Raw genomic sequence first — 14314 nt, forward strand, 5'->3', positions numbered from 1 at the left:
CGTGCTGAGCCACGACCCGCTCTGGCCCCGCGCGGGCGACTGGACCGCGTGGACGCCGGGCGCGCGGGCGGATGCGGTCGTGGTCGGCATCCCGACCTGGCGCACGTCGCTGTCGCCCGGGCGGGCGCACACGACCCCCGCGGCGATCCGGGATGCCCTGCGCTACTGCAGCGCCGACGCGCTGGCTCGGGCCGACGGGTCGCCGCTCGTCGTGCTCGACGCCGGCGACGCGGTCGAGCCCGACGGTGCGGGGGAGGCGGCCGCGACCGCGCGCGTCGCCGAGGTGGCGGCCGCGGCATCCCTCGTCATCGTGCTCGGCGGCGACAACGCCGCGACGGTGCCGGCCGCGCTCGGAGCGTGGGGCGCGCGCATCGCGACCGCGGGCCTCGTGACGCTGGATGCTCACCACGACCTGCGCGACGGAATCAGCAACGGCTCGCCGGTGCGACGGCTGCTCGAGGCCGGGCTCGCGGGGGCGCGGGTGAGCCAGCTCGGCATCGAGCCGCTCGTGAACTCGCGGGTCTACGCGGCGCGGGCCGCCGCGCACGGCATCTCCGTAGTCACCCGGGCCGAGCTGCTACGCACCCCGATCGACGCCGCGGTGACCGCTGCGCTCGACCGCGCCGCGTCGGCGGGCGGCCCCGTCCACGTCGACCTCGACCTCGACGTGTGCGACCGAGCCGTCGCGCCCGGTTGCCCGGCGAGCGTGCCCGGCGGCCTCAGCGCGATCGAGCTGCGCACCGCGGCGCGGCTCGCCGGGGCGCATCCGGCGGTCACGAGCATCGATCTCACCGAGCTCGACGCAGCGCGCGACAGCGCCGACCAGCGCACCGTGCGCCTCGCCGCGCTGTGCGTGCTCGAGGCGCTCGCGGGGCTCGCGACGCGACCCGTGCCGATTCCGGCGGCGGAGGAGCGCGCATGACGAGCGTCGTCGTCGCGAACATCGGCGAGCTCGTGACCTTCGAGCCCGAGCGCCCCGTGCGGCACGGCGCGGCGGTCGTGCTCGTCGACGGCGTCGTGCAGTGGGTGGGCGACGATGCGGACGCGCCGCCCGCGGACGCCCGCGTCGACGCGGCGGGCGGGGCGGTCATCCCCGGATTCGTCGATAGCCACAGCCACCTCGTCTTCGCGGGCGACCGCGCGGCCGAGTTCGAGGCGCGGATGGCCGGCCGGCCGTACGCGGCGGGCGGCATCCGCTCGACGGTGGCGGCGACGCGGGCCGCGACCGACGACGAGCTGCGCGCCCGGCTCGCCGCGCTCGTCGCCCAGGCGCGGGCGCAGGGCACGACGACCCTCGAGATCAAGAGCGGCTACGGCCTCACGGTCGCCGACGAGGAGCGCGCCCTGCGCCTCGCCCGCGAGGTGACCGACGAGACCACCTTCCTCGGGGCGCACGTCGTGCCGGTCGAGTACGCCGAGGACCGCGGCGCCTACGTCGACCTCGTGCGCGGCGAGATGCTCGCCGCCTGCGCGCCGCACGCCCGCTGGGTCGACGTCTTCATCGACTCGGGCGCCTTCACCGTCGACGAGGCGCGGATCATCCTCCAGGCGGGGCGGGATGCCGGACTCGGCCTCCGCGTCCACGCCGGGCAGCTCGCCGCCGACGGCGGAGTCGCCCTCGCCGTGGAGCTCGGCGCCGCGAGCGTCGACCACTGCACGCACCTGAGCTCCTCCGACATCGACGCCCTCGCCTGCTCGGACACCGTCGCCACGCTGCTGCCCCTCGTCGAGTTCTCGACCCGGCAGCCGTACCCGGATGCCCGGCGCCTGATCGACGCGGGCGTCTCCGTCGCGATCGCGACCGACTGCAACCCCGGCTCCAACTACTCGTCGTCGATGCCGCTCGCCCTCGCTCTCGCGGTGCGGGAGATGGGGGTCAGTCCGCTCGAGGCTCTCGAAGCGGCGACGGTCGGCGGGGCTCGCGCGCTGCGGCGCTCGGGTGTGGGGGAGGTGCGCGTGGGTGCGAGCGGGGGAGTGGTCGTGCTCGATGCTCCGTCGCACACGTGGCTGGCGTACCGGGTGGGGGTGCCGCTCGTGCGCGAGGTCGTGGGTGGGGTGAGATAGCGCCGCCCTCGCCCACCAGAAATGGCCCCCACTCTGAGGCGACACGCCCGGGTTGCAGCACTCTCTCGCCTGTGGCAGACTCTTCTAGTTCCACACGCCGCGCTATCGTGCGCGGTTCACTGCCAGGCAGTGCATAGGACGAGCAGCCCGCAGGTGCGGGTGGCGATGAGCCTAGGCCGCAGGCAGAAGAACACGACTTAAATCGACAACCAACTCGCACAGGGGATATCTCTGTGCCTGGCGAGGGCGACACGCCCGAGCGCGGGGGTCGGTGACGAGCAGAGGTCCAACCCGCGTGCGGCAGCAGATCGATGTTTGACAGAAGAACAGTGGTGCGACAGCGAGAGCGCTCCGCGCAGATGTGCCCGTCAGGGTTCATCACGTCCAAGAAGGAAGAGAGTTGAGCATGGCGGGACAGAAGATCCGCATCCGGCTTAAGTCGTACGACCACGCTGGTCTCGATGCATCGGCGCGCAAGATCGTCGACACCGTGACGCGTGCAGGCGCAACCGTGGTCGGCCCCGTGCCGCTGCCGACGGAGAAGAACGTCATCGCCGTCATCCGGTCGCCTCACAAGTACAAGGACAGCCGCGAGCACTTCGAGAAGCGCACGCACAAGCGGCTCATCGACATCATCGACCCGACGCCGAAGGCGGTCGATTCGCTCATGCGCCTCGACCTTCCCGCCGACGTCAACATCGAGATCAAGCTCTAAGGAACCCCTCTATGTCTGCTACCAAGACGACCAAGGGTCTGCTGGGCACGAAGCTCGGCATGACCCAGGTGTGGGATGAGAACAACAAGCTCGTTCCCGTCACCGTCGTGGAGATCGCCCCGAACGTCGTGACGCAGGTGCGCACGGTCGAGAAGGACGGCTACGCGGCCGTGCAGATCGCCTACGGCGCGATCGACCCGCGCAAGGTCACGAAGCCCCTCACGGGCCACTTCGAGAAGGCCGGCTCGACGCCGCGCCGCCACCTCACCGAGGTGCGCACGGCCGACGCGTCCGAGTACACCCCGGGCCAGGAGCTCGCCGTCGACATCTTCGAGGCGGGCCAGCTCGTCGACGTCGTCGGCACGAGCAAGGGCAAGGGCTTCGCCGGTGTCATGAAGCGCCACAACTTCAAGGGCGTCTCGGCCTCGCACGGTTCGCACCGCAACCACCGCAAGCCCGGCTCGATCGGCGCCTCGTCGACCCCCAGCCGCGTCTTCAAGGGCATGCGCATGGCCGGCCGCATGGGTGGCGAGCGCGTGAGCGTTCTCAACCTCAAGGTCCACGCCGTCGACCTCGACAAGGGCCTGCTGCTCATCAAGGGCGCCGTCCCCGGCGCTCGTGGCCGCCTCGTTTTCGTCCGCAACGCCGTGAAGGGAGCGTAACCGCGATGGCTAACTCGCTCGACGTCGTCGACGCCGCCGGCAAGAAGACCGGTTCGGTCGACCTGCCCGCCGCCGTCTTCGACGTGCAGACCAATGTCCCGCTGCTCCACCAGGTGGTCGTGGCCCAGCTCGCCGCCGCCCGCCAGGGCACTCACTCGACCAAGGGTCGCGGCGAGGTCTCCGGCTCCGGTGTCAAGCCGTTCAAGCAGAAGGGAACGGGTCGCAGCCGCCAGGGCTCCGTCCGTGCCCCCGAGCACCGCGGCGGTGGCATCGTCCACGGCCCGACCCCGCGCAACTACGCGCAGCGCACGCCCAAGAAGATGATCGCCGCGGCTCTGCTCGGCGCCCTCTCCGACCGCGCGCGCGGCGAGCGCCTCCACATCGTGGAGTCGTTCGGCACCGACGTGCCCTCGACGAAGGCCGCCGCCTCCGTCATCCTCTCCCTCACCGCGGGCCGCAACGTGCTCGTCGTGATCGAGCGCGATGACGAGGTCAACCTCAAGAGCGTCCGCAACCTCAAGAACCTGCACGTCATCACCCCCGACCAGCTCAACGCGTACGACGTGCTGGTCAGCGACGACATCGTGTTCATCAAGGGCGCCTACGACGCCTTCGTGAACGCGAAGACGAAGAAGGAAGAGGTCGGCGCATGAGCATCCACGCTGTCGCCCAGAACAAGGACCCGCGCGACATCATCATCGCGCCCGTCGTGAGCGAGAAGTCCTACGCGCTCATCGACGACGGCAAGTACACCTTCCTGGTGGACCCGCGTGCGAACAAGACCGAGATCAAGCTCGCCATCGAGAAGATCTTCGCCGTCAAGGTCGATTCGATCAACACGCTCAACCGCCCCGGCAAGACCCGCCGCACCCGCTTCGGCACCGGAAAGCGCAAGGACACCAAGCGCGCGATCGTGACCCTGAAGTCGGGCTCCATCGACATCTTCACGGCCGTCGGCTAGGCAACGGAGACTACAGAACAATGGCTATTCGCAAGTACAAGCCCACGACCCCGGGTCGTCGCGGCTCGTCGGTCGCCGACTTCGCCGAGATCACCCGATCGACGCCCGAGAAGTCGCTGCTGAAGCCGCTGCCGAAGACCGGTGGCCGCAACAACACCGGTCGCATCACGACCCGTCACATCGGTGGTGGCCACAAGCGCCAGTACCGCATGATCGACTTCCGTCGCAACGACAAGGACGGCGTGAACGCGAAGGTCGCGCACATCGAGTACGACCCGAACCGCACGGCGCGCATCGCGCTCCTGCACTACGTGGACGGCACGAAGCGCTACATCCTCGCGCCGAACAAGCTGTCGCAGGGCGACATCGTCGAGTCGGGCGCTTCCGCCGACATCAAGCCCGGCAACAACCTCCCGCTGCGCAACATCCCCGTGGGTACGGTCATCCACGCCATCGAGCTCCGCCCCGGCGGCGGCGCGAAGATGGCCCGCTCGGCCGGCGCCTCCGTGCGCCTCGTCGCGAAGGACGGCCCCTACGCCCAGCTGCGTCTCCCCTCGGGCGAGATCCGCAACGTGGATGCCCGCTGCCGCGCCACGATCGGCGAGGTCGGCAACGCCGAGCAGTCGAACATCAACTGGGGCAAGGCCGGCCGCAAGCGCTGGAAGGGCGTCCGCCCGACCGTCCGCGGTGTCGCGATGAACCCGATCGACCACCCCCACGGTGGTGGTGAGGGCAAGACCTCCGGTGGTCGCCACCCGGTCAGCCCCTGGGGCAAGTCCGAGGGCCGCACCCGTCGCCCCAACAAGGAGAGCGACAAGCTCATCGTCCGTCGCCGCACCGTCGGTAAGAAGCGCTAGTAGGAGTCGAGAAACATGCCTCGCAGTCTCAAGAAGGGCCCGTTCGTCGACGACCACCTGCTTCGCAAGGTGTTCACGCAGAACGAGGCCAACACGAAGAACGTCATCAAGACCTGGTCGCGCCGGTCGATGATCGTCCCCGCCATGCTCGGGCACACGATCGCCGTGCACGACGGTCGCAAGCACATCCCCGTGTTCGTGACCGAGACCATGGTCGGGCACAAGCTCGGCGAGTTCGCGCCCACCCGCACCTTCCGCGGTCACGAGAAGGACGACAAGAAGGGTCGTCGCCGGTAACCCGGCGGCGTGAAGAGGAGTACAGACATGGTGGAGTCGATCGCCCGCGTGCGACACATCCGCGTGACGCCTCAGAAGGCTCGTCGCGTCGTCGACCTGATCCGCGGCAAGCAGGCCATGGAGGCCCTTGCCATCCTGAAGTTCGCGCCCCAGAGCGCGAGCGAGCCCGTCTACAAGCTCGTCGCGTCGGCCATGGCCAACGCTCGAGTGAAGGCGGACGCTGCCAACGCCTTCCTCGACGAGCAGGACCTCTACGTGGCCCGCGCGTTCGTCGACGAGGGCACCACGCTCAAGCGGTTCCAGCCGCGAGCGCAGGGCCGCGCGTTCCGCATCAACAAGCGCACCAGCCACATCACCGTCGTGCTCGCCACGCCGGATGAGGCCGCTGTCGCGGGCTCGGGCACGAAGAAGAAGGCGAGCAAGTAGTCATGGGTCAGAAAGTCAACCCGTACGGTTTCCGTCTCGGCATCACCACCGACCACGTGTCGCGGTGGTTCTCGGACAGCACCAAGCCCGGTCAGCGCTACGCCGACTACGTGGCCGAGGACGTCAAGATCCGGCGGATGCTCACCACGAGCCTCGACCGCGCCGGCGTCGCCCGCATCGAGATCGAGCGCACCCGTGACCGCGTCCGCGTGGACATCCACACGGCCCGCCCGGGCATCGTGATCGGTCGCCGCGGGGCCGAGGCCGAGCGCATCCGCGCCGACCTCGAGAAGCTCACCTCGAAGCAGATCCAGCTCAACATCCTCGAGGTCAAGAACCCCGAGGCCGAGGCTCAGCTCGTGGCGCAGGGCGTCGCCGAGCAGCTCAGCGCCCGCGTGGCCTTCCGCCGCGCGATGCGCAAGGGGCTGCAGGGCGCTCAGCGCGCCGGGGCCAAGGGCGTCCGCATCCAGGTCTCCGGCCGTCTCGGCGGCGCCGAGATGTCGCGCTCGGAGTTCTACCGCGAGGGCCGCGTGCCCCTGCACACGCTCCGCGCCAACATCGACTACGGCTTCGACGAGGCCAAGACCACCTTCGGTCGCATCGGTGTGAAGGTCTGGATCTACAAGGGCGACATCACCAACAAGGAACTCGCTCGCGAGCAGGCGTCTCAGAAGTCGTCGCGCCCCGAGCGTCGTGACTCGGACCGCGGTCCCCGTCGCGGCGGCGGCCGTCCGGCCGAAGCCTCGGCGCCCGTCGCGGCCGGAGCGGAAGGCTAGGAACAATGCTGATTCCCCGCAAGGTCAAGTACCGCAAGCAGCACCACCCCAAGCGGAGTGGGCACGCGACCGGTGGAACCGAGGTCTCGTTCGGCGAGTTCGGCATCCAGGCCATCACGCCCGCGTACGTCACGAACCGCCAGATCGAGTCGGCGCGTATCGCGATGACCCGTCACATCAAGCGCGGCGGCAAGGTCTGGATCAACATCTACCCCGACCGTCCGCTCACCAAGAAGCCCGCCGAGACCCGCATGGGTTCCGGTAAGGGCTCGCCGGAGTGGTGGGTCGCCAACGTCAAGCCGGGTCGCGTCCTCTTCGAGGTCGCGGGCGTCAACGAGCAGCTCGCTCGCGAGGCCATGACCCGTGCCATTCACAAGCTGCCCCTCAAGGCACGCATCATCAAGCGCGAGGAGGGCGACGCGTAATGGCGATCGGATCCAAGGAGCTCGCACCTGTCGAGCTCGACACCTTCGAAGACGAGCGACTCGTCGACGAGCTGAAGAAGGCCAAGGAAGAGCTGTTCAACCTGCGCTTCCAGGCCGCGACCGGCCAGCTGGAGAGCCACGGCCGCCTGCGCGCCGTGAAGCGCGACATCGCTCGCATCTACACGGTCATCCGCGAGCGCGAGCTGGGCATCCGTGCCACGCCCGCCCCGGTGGAGGCCCCGGCGAAGCCGGCCAAGAAGTCGGCGAAGAAGGCGGAGGCCGCTGAGGCTCCCGCTGCCGAGACGGAGGAGAAGAACTGATGGCTGCCGAGAAGAAGGCCGCTGCCGGCCACGAGTCGGCCGCGCACGACGTTCGCGACGAGAGCGCCCGCGGTTACCGCAAGGTGCGTCGCGGCTACGTGACCAGCGACAAGATGGAGAAGACCATCGTCGTCGAGGTCGAGGACCGCGTGAAGCACCCGCTGTACGGCAAGGTCATCCGCCGCACCTCGAAGGTCAAGGCGCACGACGAGCAGAACGGCGCCGGCATCGGCGACCTCGTGCTCATCGCCGAGACCCGCCCCCTGTCCGCCACGAAGCGCTGGCGCCTCGTCGAGATCCTCGAGAAGGCCAAGTAGGCCTTCGCCTGCTTGCCCTTATAGGAGAGAGAAATGCTTCAGCAGGAATCCCGGCTCAAGGTCGCCGACAACACCGGCGCCAAGGAGCTGCTCACGATCCGCGTGCTCGGTGGCTCCGGCCGCCGCTACGCGGGTCTCGGTGACGTCATCGTCGCCACCGTCAAGGACGCGATCCCCGGCGGCAACGTCAAGAAGGGCGACGTCGTCAAGGCGGTCATCGTCCGCACGCGCAAGCAGACCCGTCGCCCCGACGGCTCGTACATCAAGTTCGACGAGAACGCCGCCGTCATCCTGAAGAACGACGGGGACCCTCGCGGTACCCGCATCTTCGGACCGGTCGGTCGTGAGCTTCGCGACAAGAAGTTCATGAAGATCGTCTCGCTCGCCCCGGAGGTGCTGTAACCATGGCGAAGATCAAGAAGGGTGACCTCGTGCAGGTCATCAGCGGCGCCAAGCAGGATCGCGGCGGAGACCGCGGCAAGCAGGGTCGCGTCATCGAGGTGCTCGCCGAGAAGAACCGCGTGGTCGTCGAGGGCATCAACCTCGTCACCAAGCACGTTCGCGTCGGCCAGACGCAGCGCGGCACCAAGACCGGCGGCATCGAGACCCACGAGGCCCCGATCCACATCTCCAACGTGGCCGTCGTGGACCCCAAGACCAAGAAGCCCACGCGCGTCGGTCACCGTGAGGAGACCGTCGAGAAGAACGGCGTCAAGAAGACCGTGCGCGTGCGGTACGCCAAGAATTCAGGTGAGAAGCTCTAATGACGACGACCACTGCAGCGCAGGCTGGCCGAATCCAGCCGCGCCTGAAGCAGAAGTACCGCGCTGAGATCACCAAGGCGCTGACGGAGCAGTTCGGCTACGCCAACCCGCACCAGGTTCCCGGTCTCGTGAAGATCGTCGTGAACACCGGTGTCGGCGAGGCCGCGCGCGACAGCAAGGTCATCGACGGTGCGGTCAAGGACCTCACCGCGATCACCGGCCAGAAGCCGCAGGTCACCAAGGCCCGGAAGTCCATCGCGCAGTTCAAGCTGCGCGAGGGAATGCCGATCGGCGCCCACGTGACGCTGCGCGGCGACCGCGCCTGGGAGTTCCTGGACCGCCTGCTGTCGCTCGCGCTCCCGCGCATCCGCGACTTCCGCGGCCTGAGCGATCAGCAGTTCGACGGCAACGGCAACTACACCTTCGGTCTCCAGGAGCAGAGCGTGTTCCACGAGATCGACCAGGACAAGATCGACCGCGTCCGCGGCTTCGACATCACCATCGTGACGACGGCGAAGACGGATGACGAGGGTCGCGCCCTGCTGCGCGCGCTCGGCTTCCCCTTCAAGTCGGCCGACGCCTCCTAGACCGAGGCACTCCACACCGGCCCCTCTCGGGGCCCCGATCGGACAGGTCCGCGTTCGTGTAACGGGCGCGGAAACCGGACGAGAACAGGAACATCATCATGACGATGACAGATCCGGTCGCAGACCTGCTGACCAGACTGCGCAACGCCAACTCGGCCTTCCACGAGTCGGTCTCGCTGCCCAGCAGCAAGCTCAAGACCAACATCGCCGAGATCCTCAAGCGCGAGGGCTACATCTCCGACTGGGCCGTCGAGGACGCCCGCGTCGGCTCGACCCTCACGCTGTCGCTGAAGTACGGCCCGAACCGCGAGCGGTCGATCGTCGGCATCAAGCGCGTCTCCAAGCCCGGCCTCCGGGTGTACGCCAAGTCGACCGAGATCCCGCACGTCCTCGGCGGCCTCGGCGTGGCCATCCTGTCGACTTCCTCGGGTCTTCTCACCGACCGCGAGGCGATGCAGAAGGGCGTGGGTGGGGAAGTCCTCGCCTACGTGTGGTGATCTGAGATGTCGCGTATCGGACGCATGCCCATCGACATCCCCGGTGGTGTCACAGTCACGGTCGACGGCCAGGCCGTCTCCGTCAAGGGCCCCAAGGGCGAGCTCGCGCTCACCGTGGCGAGCCCCATCGAGGTCTCCGTCGAGGACAACCAGGTCGTCGTGACCCGTCCCGACGACGAGCGCGCCTCGCGCTCGCTCCACGGCCTCACCCGCACGCTCATCGCCAACAACATCGTCGGCGTGACCCAGGGCTACACCAAGGGCCTCGAGGTCGTCGGCACCGGTTACCGCGTGCAGGCCAAGGGCGAGAGCATCGAGTTCGCGCTCGGATTCTCGCACCCCGTCACCGTGACCCCGCCCGCCGGGATCACCTTCACGGTGGAGGGCAACAACAAGCTCACCGTCAGCGGCATCGACAAGCAGGCCGTCGGCGAGGTCGCAGCGAACATCCGCAAGATCCGCAAGCCCGAGCCGTACAAGGGCAAGGGTGTGCGGTACGCCGGCGAGATCGTGCGCCGCAAGGCCGGAAAGAGTGGTAAGTAATCATGGGTCTCGGAACTAGAGGCAAGAGCAAGACGGCCGCCAAGGGCCGCCGTCACGCCCGTCTTCGCAAGCGCATCGCCGGCACGCCCGAGCGTCCGCGCCTCGTCGTCACGCGATCGGCCCGTCACGTCTTCGTGCAGATCGTCGACGACACAAAGGGTCACACCGTGGCCAGCGCCTCCACCATGGAGGCCGACCTCCGCACGTTCGACGGCGACAAGACCGCCAAGGCGCGCAAGGTCGGCGAGCTGCTCGCCGAGCGGGCCAAGCAGGCCGGCGTCGAGGCGGTCGTCTTCGACCGCGGCGGCAACCGCTACGCCGGTCGCGTCGCCGCGATCGCCGATGGAGCGCGAGAGGCAGGGCTGAGCCTGTGAGCGAGGCAGACATCAACAACAGCGCGAAGGAGCAGACCGTGGCGGCAGAGGCCCCCGTGGAGACCGCCGCATCGTCGGAGCCGTCGACGGAGCCCCGCGAGGCCCGTCGTGGCAGCCGCGAGCGCAACCCGAACCGCGACCGCGGTGCGCGCGAGACCGAGAAGAGCCCCTTCCTCGAGCGCGTCGTGACGATCAACCGCGTGTCGAAGGTCGTCAAGGGCGGCCGTCGCTTCAGTTTCACGGCCCTCGTGGTCGTGGGTGACGGCAACGGGCTCGTCGGCGTCGGCTACGGCAAGGCGCGCGAGGTCCCGACCGCGATCTCGAAGGGCGTCGAGGAGGCGAAGAAGAACTTCTTCCGCGTCCCCCGCGTCGCCGCGACGATCCCGCACCCCGTCCAGGGCGAAGCGGCCGCCGGTGTGGTGCTCCTGCGCCCCGCCGCAGCCGGTACCGGTGTCATCGCCGGTGGTCCGGTGCGTGCCGTGCTCGAGTGCGCGGGCATCCACGACGTGCTGAGCAAGTCGCTCGGCTCGTCGAACACGATCAACATCGTGCACGCGACCGTCGAGGCGCTCAAGCAGCTCGAGGAGCCGCGTGCCGTCGCCGCCCGTCGTGGTCGCGACTTCGAGGACGTGGCCCCGGCCCGTCTCGTCCGCGCCGAGGCCCTCGCGGCCCAGGCCGCGGCCGGAAAGGCAGGTGCATGATGGCCTCGCGCCTGAAGGTGACCCAGATCAAGTCTGTTATCAGCGAGAAGCAGAACCAGCGCGACACCCTGCGCAGCCTGGGCCTCAAGCGGATCGGCGATGTCGTCGTCCGCGAGGACAGCCCGGCGAACCGCGGGTACGTTCGTGCGGTCGCACACCTCGTCAAGGTCGAGGAGATTGACTAATGGCTGAAGAGAAGAAGGCCGCCGCCGACAAGGCGCCGGCGAAGAAGGCGCCTGCCAAGGCCGCCGCTGAGAAGGYTCCCGCGAAGAAGGCTCCGGCGAAGGCCGCTGCCGACAAGCCGGCTGCTGAGAAGGCTCCCGCGAAGAAGGCTCCGGCGAAGGCCGCTGCCGACAAAGAAGGCTCCGGCGAAGGCCGCTGCCGACAAGGCTCCGGCCGAGAAGGCTCCCGCGAAGAAGGCCCCGGCCAAGAAGGCGGAGTCGACCGAGGTCGCGCGCCCGCAGGTCCTCAAGGTCCACCACCTCCGCCCGGCCCCCGGTGCGAAGAAGGACAAGACCCGCGTGGGTCGCGGTGAGGGCTCGAAGGGCAAGACCGCCGGTCGTGGCACCAAGGGCACCAAGGCCCGCTACTCGGTGCGCCCCGGCTTCGAGGGCGGCAACCTCAACTTCGTGATGCGCGCGCCCAAGCTGCGCGGCTTCACGAACCCGTTCCGCGTCGAGTACCAGGTCGTGAACCTGGCGACGTTGGCCGAGCTGTACCCGAAGGGCGGCGACGTCACCATCGGCGACCTCGTGGCCAAGGGCGCCGTTCGCAAGAACGAGAAGGTCAAGGTTCTCGGCGATGGCGACATTGCGGTTAAGCTGAACGTGGCCGTCGACAAGGTCTCGCGCTCCGCGGAGCAGAAGATCGTCGCGGCCGGCGGTTCGATCAACTAGCCGCTCGGGCGGCCCCTCCGGGGGCCGCCCGGCTTCCGGCCCAACCGGGCCACAGCATCTCGAGCCGTCGTGCGCGAGATGCTCATGCTGTTTAGTACGGGAGGTCTCGTGTTCAGAGCTATCGGGCGGATCTTCCGCACGCCCGACCTCCGCCGGAAGATCGGTTTCACCCTCGGAATCGTCGCGCTCTTCCGTCTGGGTTCGTTCATCCCTGCGCCGTTCGTCGACTTCGAGAACGTCCAGATCTGCCTCCAGGGCAATGCCGACGCGACCGGGCTGTACCAGCTGGTCAACCTCTTCTCCGGCGGAGCGCTCCTGCAGCTCTCGATCTTCGCGCTGGGCATCATGCCGTACATCACGGCGTCGATCATCACGCAGCTGCTGCGCGTGGTCATCCCCCACTTCGACACCCTCTACAAGGAGGGTCAGGCCGGTCAGGCCAAGCTCACGCAGTACACGCGCTACCTCACGATCGCGCTCGCCGTGCTGCAGTCCACGACGCTCATCACGGTCGCCCGCGCGGGCGCGCTGTTCCCCACGACCTCCGGCGTCGCCGAGTGCAGCCAGCTCATCACCGACTCGAGCTGGTACGCCATCCTGCTCATGGTGATCACGATGACCGCCGGCACCGGCCTGATCATGTGGCTCGGCGAGCTCATCACCGAGCGCGGCATCGGCAACGGCATGTCGCTGCTGATCTTCACCTCGATCGCCGCCACGTTCCCCTCCGCGCTGTGGGCCATCGCCCAGGCGCAGGGCTTCGACATCTTCCTCCTCGTCCTCGCCCTCGGCCTCGTGGTCATGGCGGCCGTGGTCTTCGTCGAGCAGTCGCAGCGCCGCATCCCCGTTCAGTACGCCAAGCGCATGGTCGGTCGCCGCACCTACGGCGGGAACAATACCTACATCCCCATCAAGGTCAACATGGCGGGCGTCGTGCCCGTCATCTTCGCCTCCTCGCTGCTCTACCTGCCGGCGCTCGTCGCGCAGTTTAACCAGCCGCAGGCGGGCGAGACGGCGCCCGAGTGGGTCGTCTGGATCCAGAACAACCTGGTCTCCGGCGACAACCCGATCTACATGATCGTGTACTTCCTGCTCATCGTCGGGTTCACCTACTTCTACGTCGCGATCACCTTCAACCCCGAGGAGGTCGCCGACAACATGAAGAAGTACGGCGGCTTCATCCCCGGCATCCGCGCGGGCCGCCCGACGGCCGAGTACCTCGACTACGTGCTCACGCGCGTCACGCTGCCCGGGTCGCTCTACCTCGGCCTCATCGCGCTCATCCCGCTCATCGCCCTCGCCACGGTCAATGCAAACCAGAACTTCCCCTTCGGCGGTGCGAGCATCCTGATCATCGTCGGCGTGGGTCTGGAGACGGTGAAGCAGATCGACGCCCAGCTCCAGCAGCGTCACTACGAGGGGCTCCTGAAGTGAGCGCCCGCCTCCTCCTCATCGGCCCGCCCGGCGCAGGCAAGGGCACGCAGGCGGTCCGCCTCTCGGCGATGCTGCAGGTGCCCGCGATCTCGACCGGCGACATCTTCCGCGCGAACGTCCGCGACGAGACGCCGCTCGGCGTGAAGGCCAAGGCGTACATGGACGCCGGCGACAACGTCCCCGACTCCCTGACGAACGACCTCGTGCGCGATCGTCTCGAGCAGCAGGACTGCGCACCGGGCTTCCTGCTCGACGGGTACCCGCGCACTCTCGACCAGGTCGCGTACCTCGACTCCTTCCTCGCCGAGCACGACACGGCGATGGATGTCGTGGTCGAGCTGGTCGCCGACCCCGACGTCGTCGTCGAGCGGCTCCGCAAGCGGGCCATCGACCAGGGGCGCAGCGACGACGACGAGTCCGTCGTCCGTCACCGCCTCGAGGTGTACCGGGAGCAGACCGCGCCGCTCGTCGACGTCTACGAGGGTCGCGGGATGCTCGTGAAGGTCGACGGCATCGGCGAGATCGATGAGGTGACGGCCCGCATCGCCTCGGCTCTCGCCGAGCGCGGTGTCGTCGTCGCCGGCTGAGCGGCCGTCGAGTTGCCAGTGGGCGCCTTTACCACCTAAGCTAGACCCTTGGTGCTCATGGCACGCCTTCGGCGTGTCGACGTGGCGCGTCGCTTGTGCAGTCGACGCGGA

At 68.6% G+C, this 14314-nt stretch carries 23 protein-coding genes and 1 pseudogene; all 24 read left to right on the top strand.

From position 1 onward, the window contains the following. Position 1: 1 nt before the first annotated feature. The 24 genes and pseudogenes from ASC54_RS04060 (at position 2) to ASC54_RS04175 (ending at position 14203) form a co-directional block, all read left to right on the top strand. Positions 2-922 (top strand): arginase family protein, encoded by a 921-nt coding sequence (locus tag ASC54_RS04060; RefSeq protein WP_082514833.1) that lies wholly within the window; start codon positions 2-4, stop codon positions 920-922. After that, positions 919-2064 carry an imidazolonepropionase gene (gene hutI / locus ASC54_RS04065; protein ID WP_055896858.1) on the top strand — a complete coding sequence of 382 codons (1146 nt, stop codon included), beginning with the start codon at positions 919-921 and terminating at the stop codon, positions 2062-2064. Before ASC54_RS04060 ends, hutI begins: the two co-directional genes overlap by 4 nt. 406 nt (positions 2065-2470) lie before the next feature. Then, positions 2471-2779, top strand: a complete 309-nt coding sequence (gene rpsJ, locus ASC54_RS04070) for a 30S ribosomal protein S10 (RefSeq protein WP_047561503.1) — start codon at positions 2471-2473, stop codon at positions 2777-2779. An 11-nt stretch (positions 2780-2790) separates the two neighbouring features. Further along, on the top strand, positions 2791-3441 hold the full coding sequence (gene rplC / locus ASC54_RS04075; RefSeq protein ID WP_055857243.1) for a 50S ribosomal protein L3: 651 nt from the start codon (positions 2791-2793) through the stop codon (positions 3439-3441). A 5-nt stretch (positions 3442-3446) separates the two neighbouring features. Then, a complete protein-coding gene (rplD, locus tag ASC54_RS04080) occupies positions 3447-4094 on the top strand; it encodes a 50S ribosomal protein L4 (RefSeq protein ID WP_055857242.1) in 648 nt (215 codons plus the stop codon). After that, on the top strand, positions 4091-4402 hold the full coding sequence (rplW, locus tag ASC54_RS04085) for a 50S ribosomal protein L23 (protein ID WP_055857239.1): 312 nt from the start codon (positions 4091-4093) through the stop codon (positions 4400-4402). The genes rplD and rplW overlap by 4 nt, the downstream gene beginning before the upstream one ends. Positions 4403-4422: 20 nt before the next feature. Then, positions 4423-5259 (top strand): 50S ribosomal protein L2, encoded by an 837-nt coding sequence (rplB, locus tag ASC54_RS04090; protein WP_055857235.1) that lies wholly within the window; start codon positions 4423-4425, stop codon positions 5257-5259. 15 nt (positions 5260-5274) lie between these two features. After that, positions 5275-5556 carry a 30S ribosomal protein S19 gene (gene rpsS / locus ASC54_RS04095; protein ID WP_055857232.1) on the top strand — a complete coding sequence of 94 codons (282 nt, stop codon included), beginning with the start codon at positions 5275-5277 and terminating at the stop codon, positions 5554-5556. Positions 5557-5583: 27 nt separating this feature from the next. Then, on the top strand, positions 5584-5982 hold the full coding sequence (gene rplV, locus ASC54_RS04100) for a 50S ribosomal protein L22 (protein WP_055857231.1): 399 nt from the start codon (positions 5584-5586) through the stop codon (positions 5980-5982). Between the two features lie 2 nt (positions 5983-5984). Then, complete coding sequence (gene rpsC / locus ASC54_RS04105) at positions 5985-6758, top strand: 30S ribosomal protein S3 (RefSeq protein WP_055896860.1); 774 nt, start codon at positions 5985-5987, stop codon at positions 6756-6758. A 5-nt stretch (positions 6759-6763) separates the two neighbouring features. Next, complete coding sequence (gene rplP / locus ASC54_RS04110; RefSeq protein ID WP_055857223.1) at positions 6764-7183, top strand: 50S ribosomal protein L16; 420 nt, start codon at positions 6764-6766, stop codon at positions 7181-7183. Beyond that, entirely contained in the window at positions 7183-7503 is a 321-nt protein-coding gene (gene rpmC / locus ASC54_RS13140) for a 50S ribosomal protein L29 (protein ID WP_055857220.1), read from the top strand. The genes rplP and rpmC overlap by 1 nt, the downstream gene beginning before the upstream one ends. Next, positions 7503-7820, top strand: a complete 318-nt coding sequence (gene rpsQ, locus ASC54_RS04120; RefSeq protein WP_055857216.1) for a 30S ribosomal protein S17 — start codon at positions 7503-7505, stop codon at positions 7818-7820. Before rpmC ends, rpsQ begins: the two co-directional genes overlap by 1 nt. A 33-nt stretch (positions 7821-7853) precedes the next feature. Then, positions 7854-8222: a 50S ribosomal protein L14 gene (gene rplN, locus ASC54_RS04125; protein WP_055857214.1), complete on the top strand. Its 369-nt coding sequence runs from the start codon at positions 7854-7856 to the stop codon at positions 8220-8222. A 2-nt stretch (positions 8223-8224) separates the two neighbouring features. Next, positions 8225-8584 carry a 50S ribosomal protein L24 gene (rplX, locus tag ASC54_RS04130; RefSeq protein WP_055857211.1) on the top strand — a complete coding sequence of 120 codons (360 nt, stop codon included), beginning with the start codon at positions 8225-8227 and terminating at the stop codon, positions 8582-8584. Continuing rightward, the gene (gene rplE, locus ASC54_RS04135; RefSeq protein ID WP_055857208.1) at positions 8584-9171 is read left to right on the top strand and encodes a 50S ribosomal protein L5; all 588 of its coding nucleotides are present in this window, start codon (positions 8584-8586) and stop codon (positions 9169-9171) included. Before rplX ends, rplE begins: the two co-directional genes overlap by 1 nt. 98 nt (positions 9172-9269) lie before the next feature. Continuing rightward, positions 9270-9668, top strand: coding sequence for a 30S ribosomal protein S8 (gene rpsH / locus ASC54_RS04140; RefSeq protein WP_055857205.1), 399 nt, complete (start codon positions 9270-9272; stop codon positions 9666-9668). A 6-nt stretch (positions 9669-9674) separates the two neighbouring features. Further along, the gene (gene rplF, locus ASC54_RS04145; RefSeq protein ID WP_055857203.1) at positions 9675-10211 is read left to right on the top strand and encodes a 50S ribosomal protein L6; all 537 of its coding nucleotides are present in this window, start codon (positions 9675-9677) and stop codon (positions 10209-10211) included. A 2-nt stretch (positions 10212-10213) separates the two neighbouring features. Continuing rightward, entirely contained in the window at positions 10214-10585 is a 372-nt protein-coding gene (gene rplR / locus ASC54_RS04150) for a 50S ribosomal protein L18 (RefSeq protein WP_055857200.1), read from the top strand. 38 nt (positions 10586-10623) lie between these two features. Continuing rightward, on the top strand, positions 10624-11286 hold the full coding sequence (rpsE, locus tag ASC54_RS04155) for a 30S ribosomal protein S5 (protein WP_235451423.1): 663 nt from the start codon (positions 10624-10626) through the stop codon (positions 11284-11286). Then, entirely contained in the window at positions 11286-11471 is a 186-nt protein-coding gene (gene rpmD, locus ASC54_RS04160; RefSeq protein WP_055859200.1) for a 50S ribosomal protein L30, read from the top strand. Before rpsE ends, rpmD begins: the two co-directional genes overlap by 1 nt. Continuing rightward, positions 11471-12182, top strand: a pseudogene (gene rplO / locus ASC54_RS12565) (50S ribosomal protein L15). The gene rpmD and the pseudogene rplO overlap by 1 nt, the downstream one beginning before the upstream one ends. A gap of 108 nt (positions 12183-12290) precedes the next feature. Then, entirely contained in the window at positions 12291-13616 is a 1326-nt protein-coding gene (gene secY / locus ASC54_RS04170) for a preprotein translocase subunit SecY (RefSeq protein WP_055857196.1), read from the top strand. Continuing rightward, positions 13613-14203, top strand: a complete 591-nt coding sequence (locus ASC54_RS04175) for an adenylate kinase (RefSeq protein ID WP_082514835.1) — start codon at positions 13613-13615, stop codon at positions 14201-14203. The genes secY and ASC54_RS04175 overlap by 4 nt, the downstream gene beginning before the upstream one ends. The last annotated feature ends 111 nt before the right edge of the window (positions 14204-14314 follow it).

It is taken from the genome of Yonghaparkia sp. Root332 (assembly GCF_001425665.1).
Classification (GTDB): domain Bacteria; phylum Actinomycetota; class Actinomycetes; order Actinomycetales; family Microbacteriaceae; genus Microcella.

Coding starts and splice junctions, on each gene's coding strand:
- hutI (WP_055896858.1), top strand. CDS start 919: ATGACGAGCGTCGTCGTCGCGAACATCGGCGAGCTCGTGACCTTCGAG.
- rpsJ (WP_047561503.1), top strand. CDS start 2,471: ATGGCGGGACAGAAGATCCGCATCCGGCTTAAGTCGTACGACCACGCT.
- rplC (WP_055857243.1), top strand. CDS start 2,791: ATGTCTGCTACCAAGACGACCAAGGGTCTGCTGGGCACGAAGCTCGGC.
- rplD (WP_055857242.1), top strand. CDS start 3,447: ATGGCTAACTCGCTCGACGTCGTCGACGCCGCCGGCAAGAAGACCGGT.
- rplW (WP_055857239.1), top strand. CDS start 4,091: ATGAGCATCCACGCTGTCGCCCAGAACAAGGACCCGCGCGACATCATC.
- rplB (WP_055857235.1), top strand. CDS start 4,423: ATGGCTATTCGCAAGTACAAGCCCACGACCCCGGGTCGTCGCGGCTCG.
- rpsS (WP_055857232.1), top strand. CDS start 5,275: ATGCCTCGCAGTCTCAAGAAGGGCCCGTTCGTCGACGACCACCTGCTT.
- rplV (WP_055857231.1), top strand. CDS start 5,584: ATGGTGGAGTCGATCGCCCGCGTGCGACACATCCGCGTGACGCCTCAG.
- rpsC (WP_055896860.1), top strand. CDS start 5,985: ATGGGTCAGAAAGTCAACCCGTACGGTTTCCGTCTCGGCATCACCACC.
- rplP (WP_055857223.1), top strand. CDS start 6,764: ATGCTGATTCCCCGCAAGGTCAAGTACCGCAAGCAGCACCACCCCAAG.
- rpmC (WP_055857220.1), top strand. CDS start 7,183: ATGGCGATCGGATCCAAGGAGCTCGCACCTGTCGAGCTCGACACCTTC.
- rpsQ (WP_055857216.1), top strand. CDS start 7,503: ATGGCTGCCGAGAAGAAGGCCGCTGCCGGCCACGAGTCGGCCGCGCAC.
- rplN (WP_055857214.1), top strand. CDS start 7,854: ATGCTTCAGCAGGAATCCCGGCTCAAGGTCGCCGACAACACCGGCGCC.
- rplX (WP_055857211.1), top strand. CDS start 8,225: ATGGCGAAGATCAAGAAGGGTGACCTCGTGCAGGTCATCAGCGGCGCC.
- rplE (WP_055857208.1), top strand. CDS start 8,584: ATGACGACGACCACTGCAGCGCAGGCTGGCCGAATCCAGCCGCGCCTG.
- rpsH (WP_055857205.1), top strand. CDS start 9,270: ATGACGATGACAGATCCGGTCGCAGACCTGCTGACCAGACTGCGCAAC.
- rplF (WP_055857203.1), top strand. CDS start 9,675: ATGTCGCGTATCGGACGCATGCCCATCGACATCCCCGGTGGTGTCACA.
- rplR (WP_055857200.1), top strand. CDS start 10,214: ATGGGTCTCGGAACTAGAGGCAAGAGCAAGACGGCCGCCAAGGGCCGC.
- rpmD (WP_055859200.1), top strand. CDS start 11,286: ATGGCCTCGCGCCTGAAGGTGACCCAGATCAAGTCTGTTATCAGCGAG.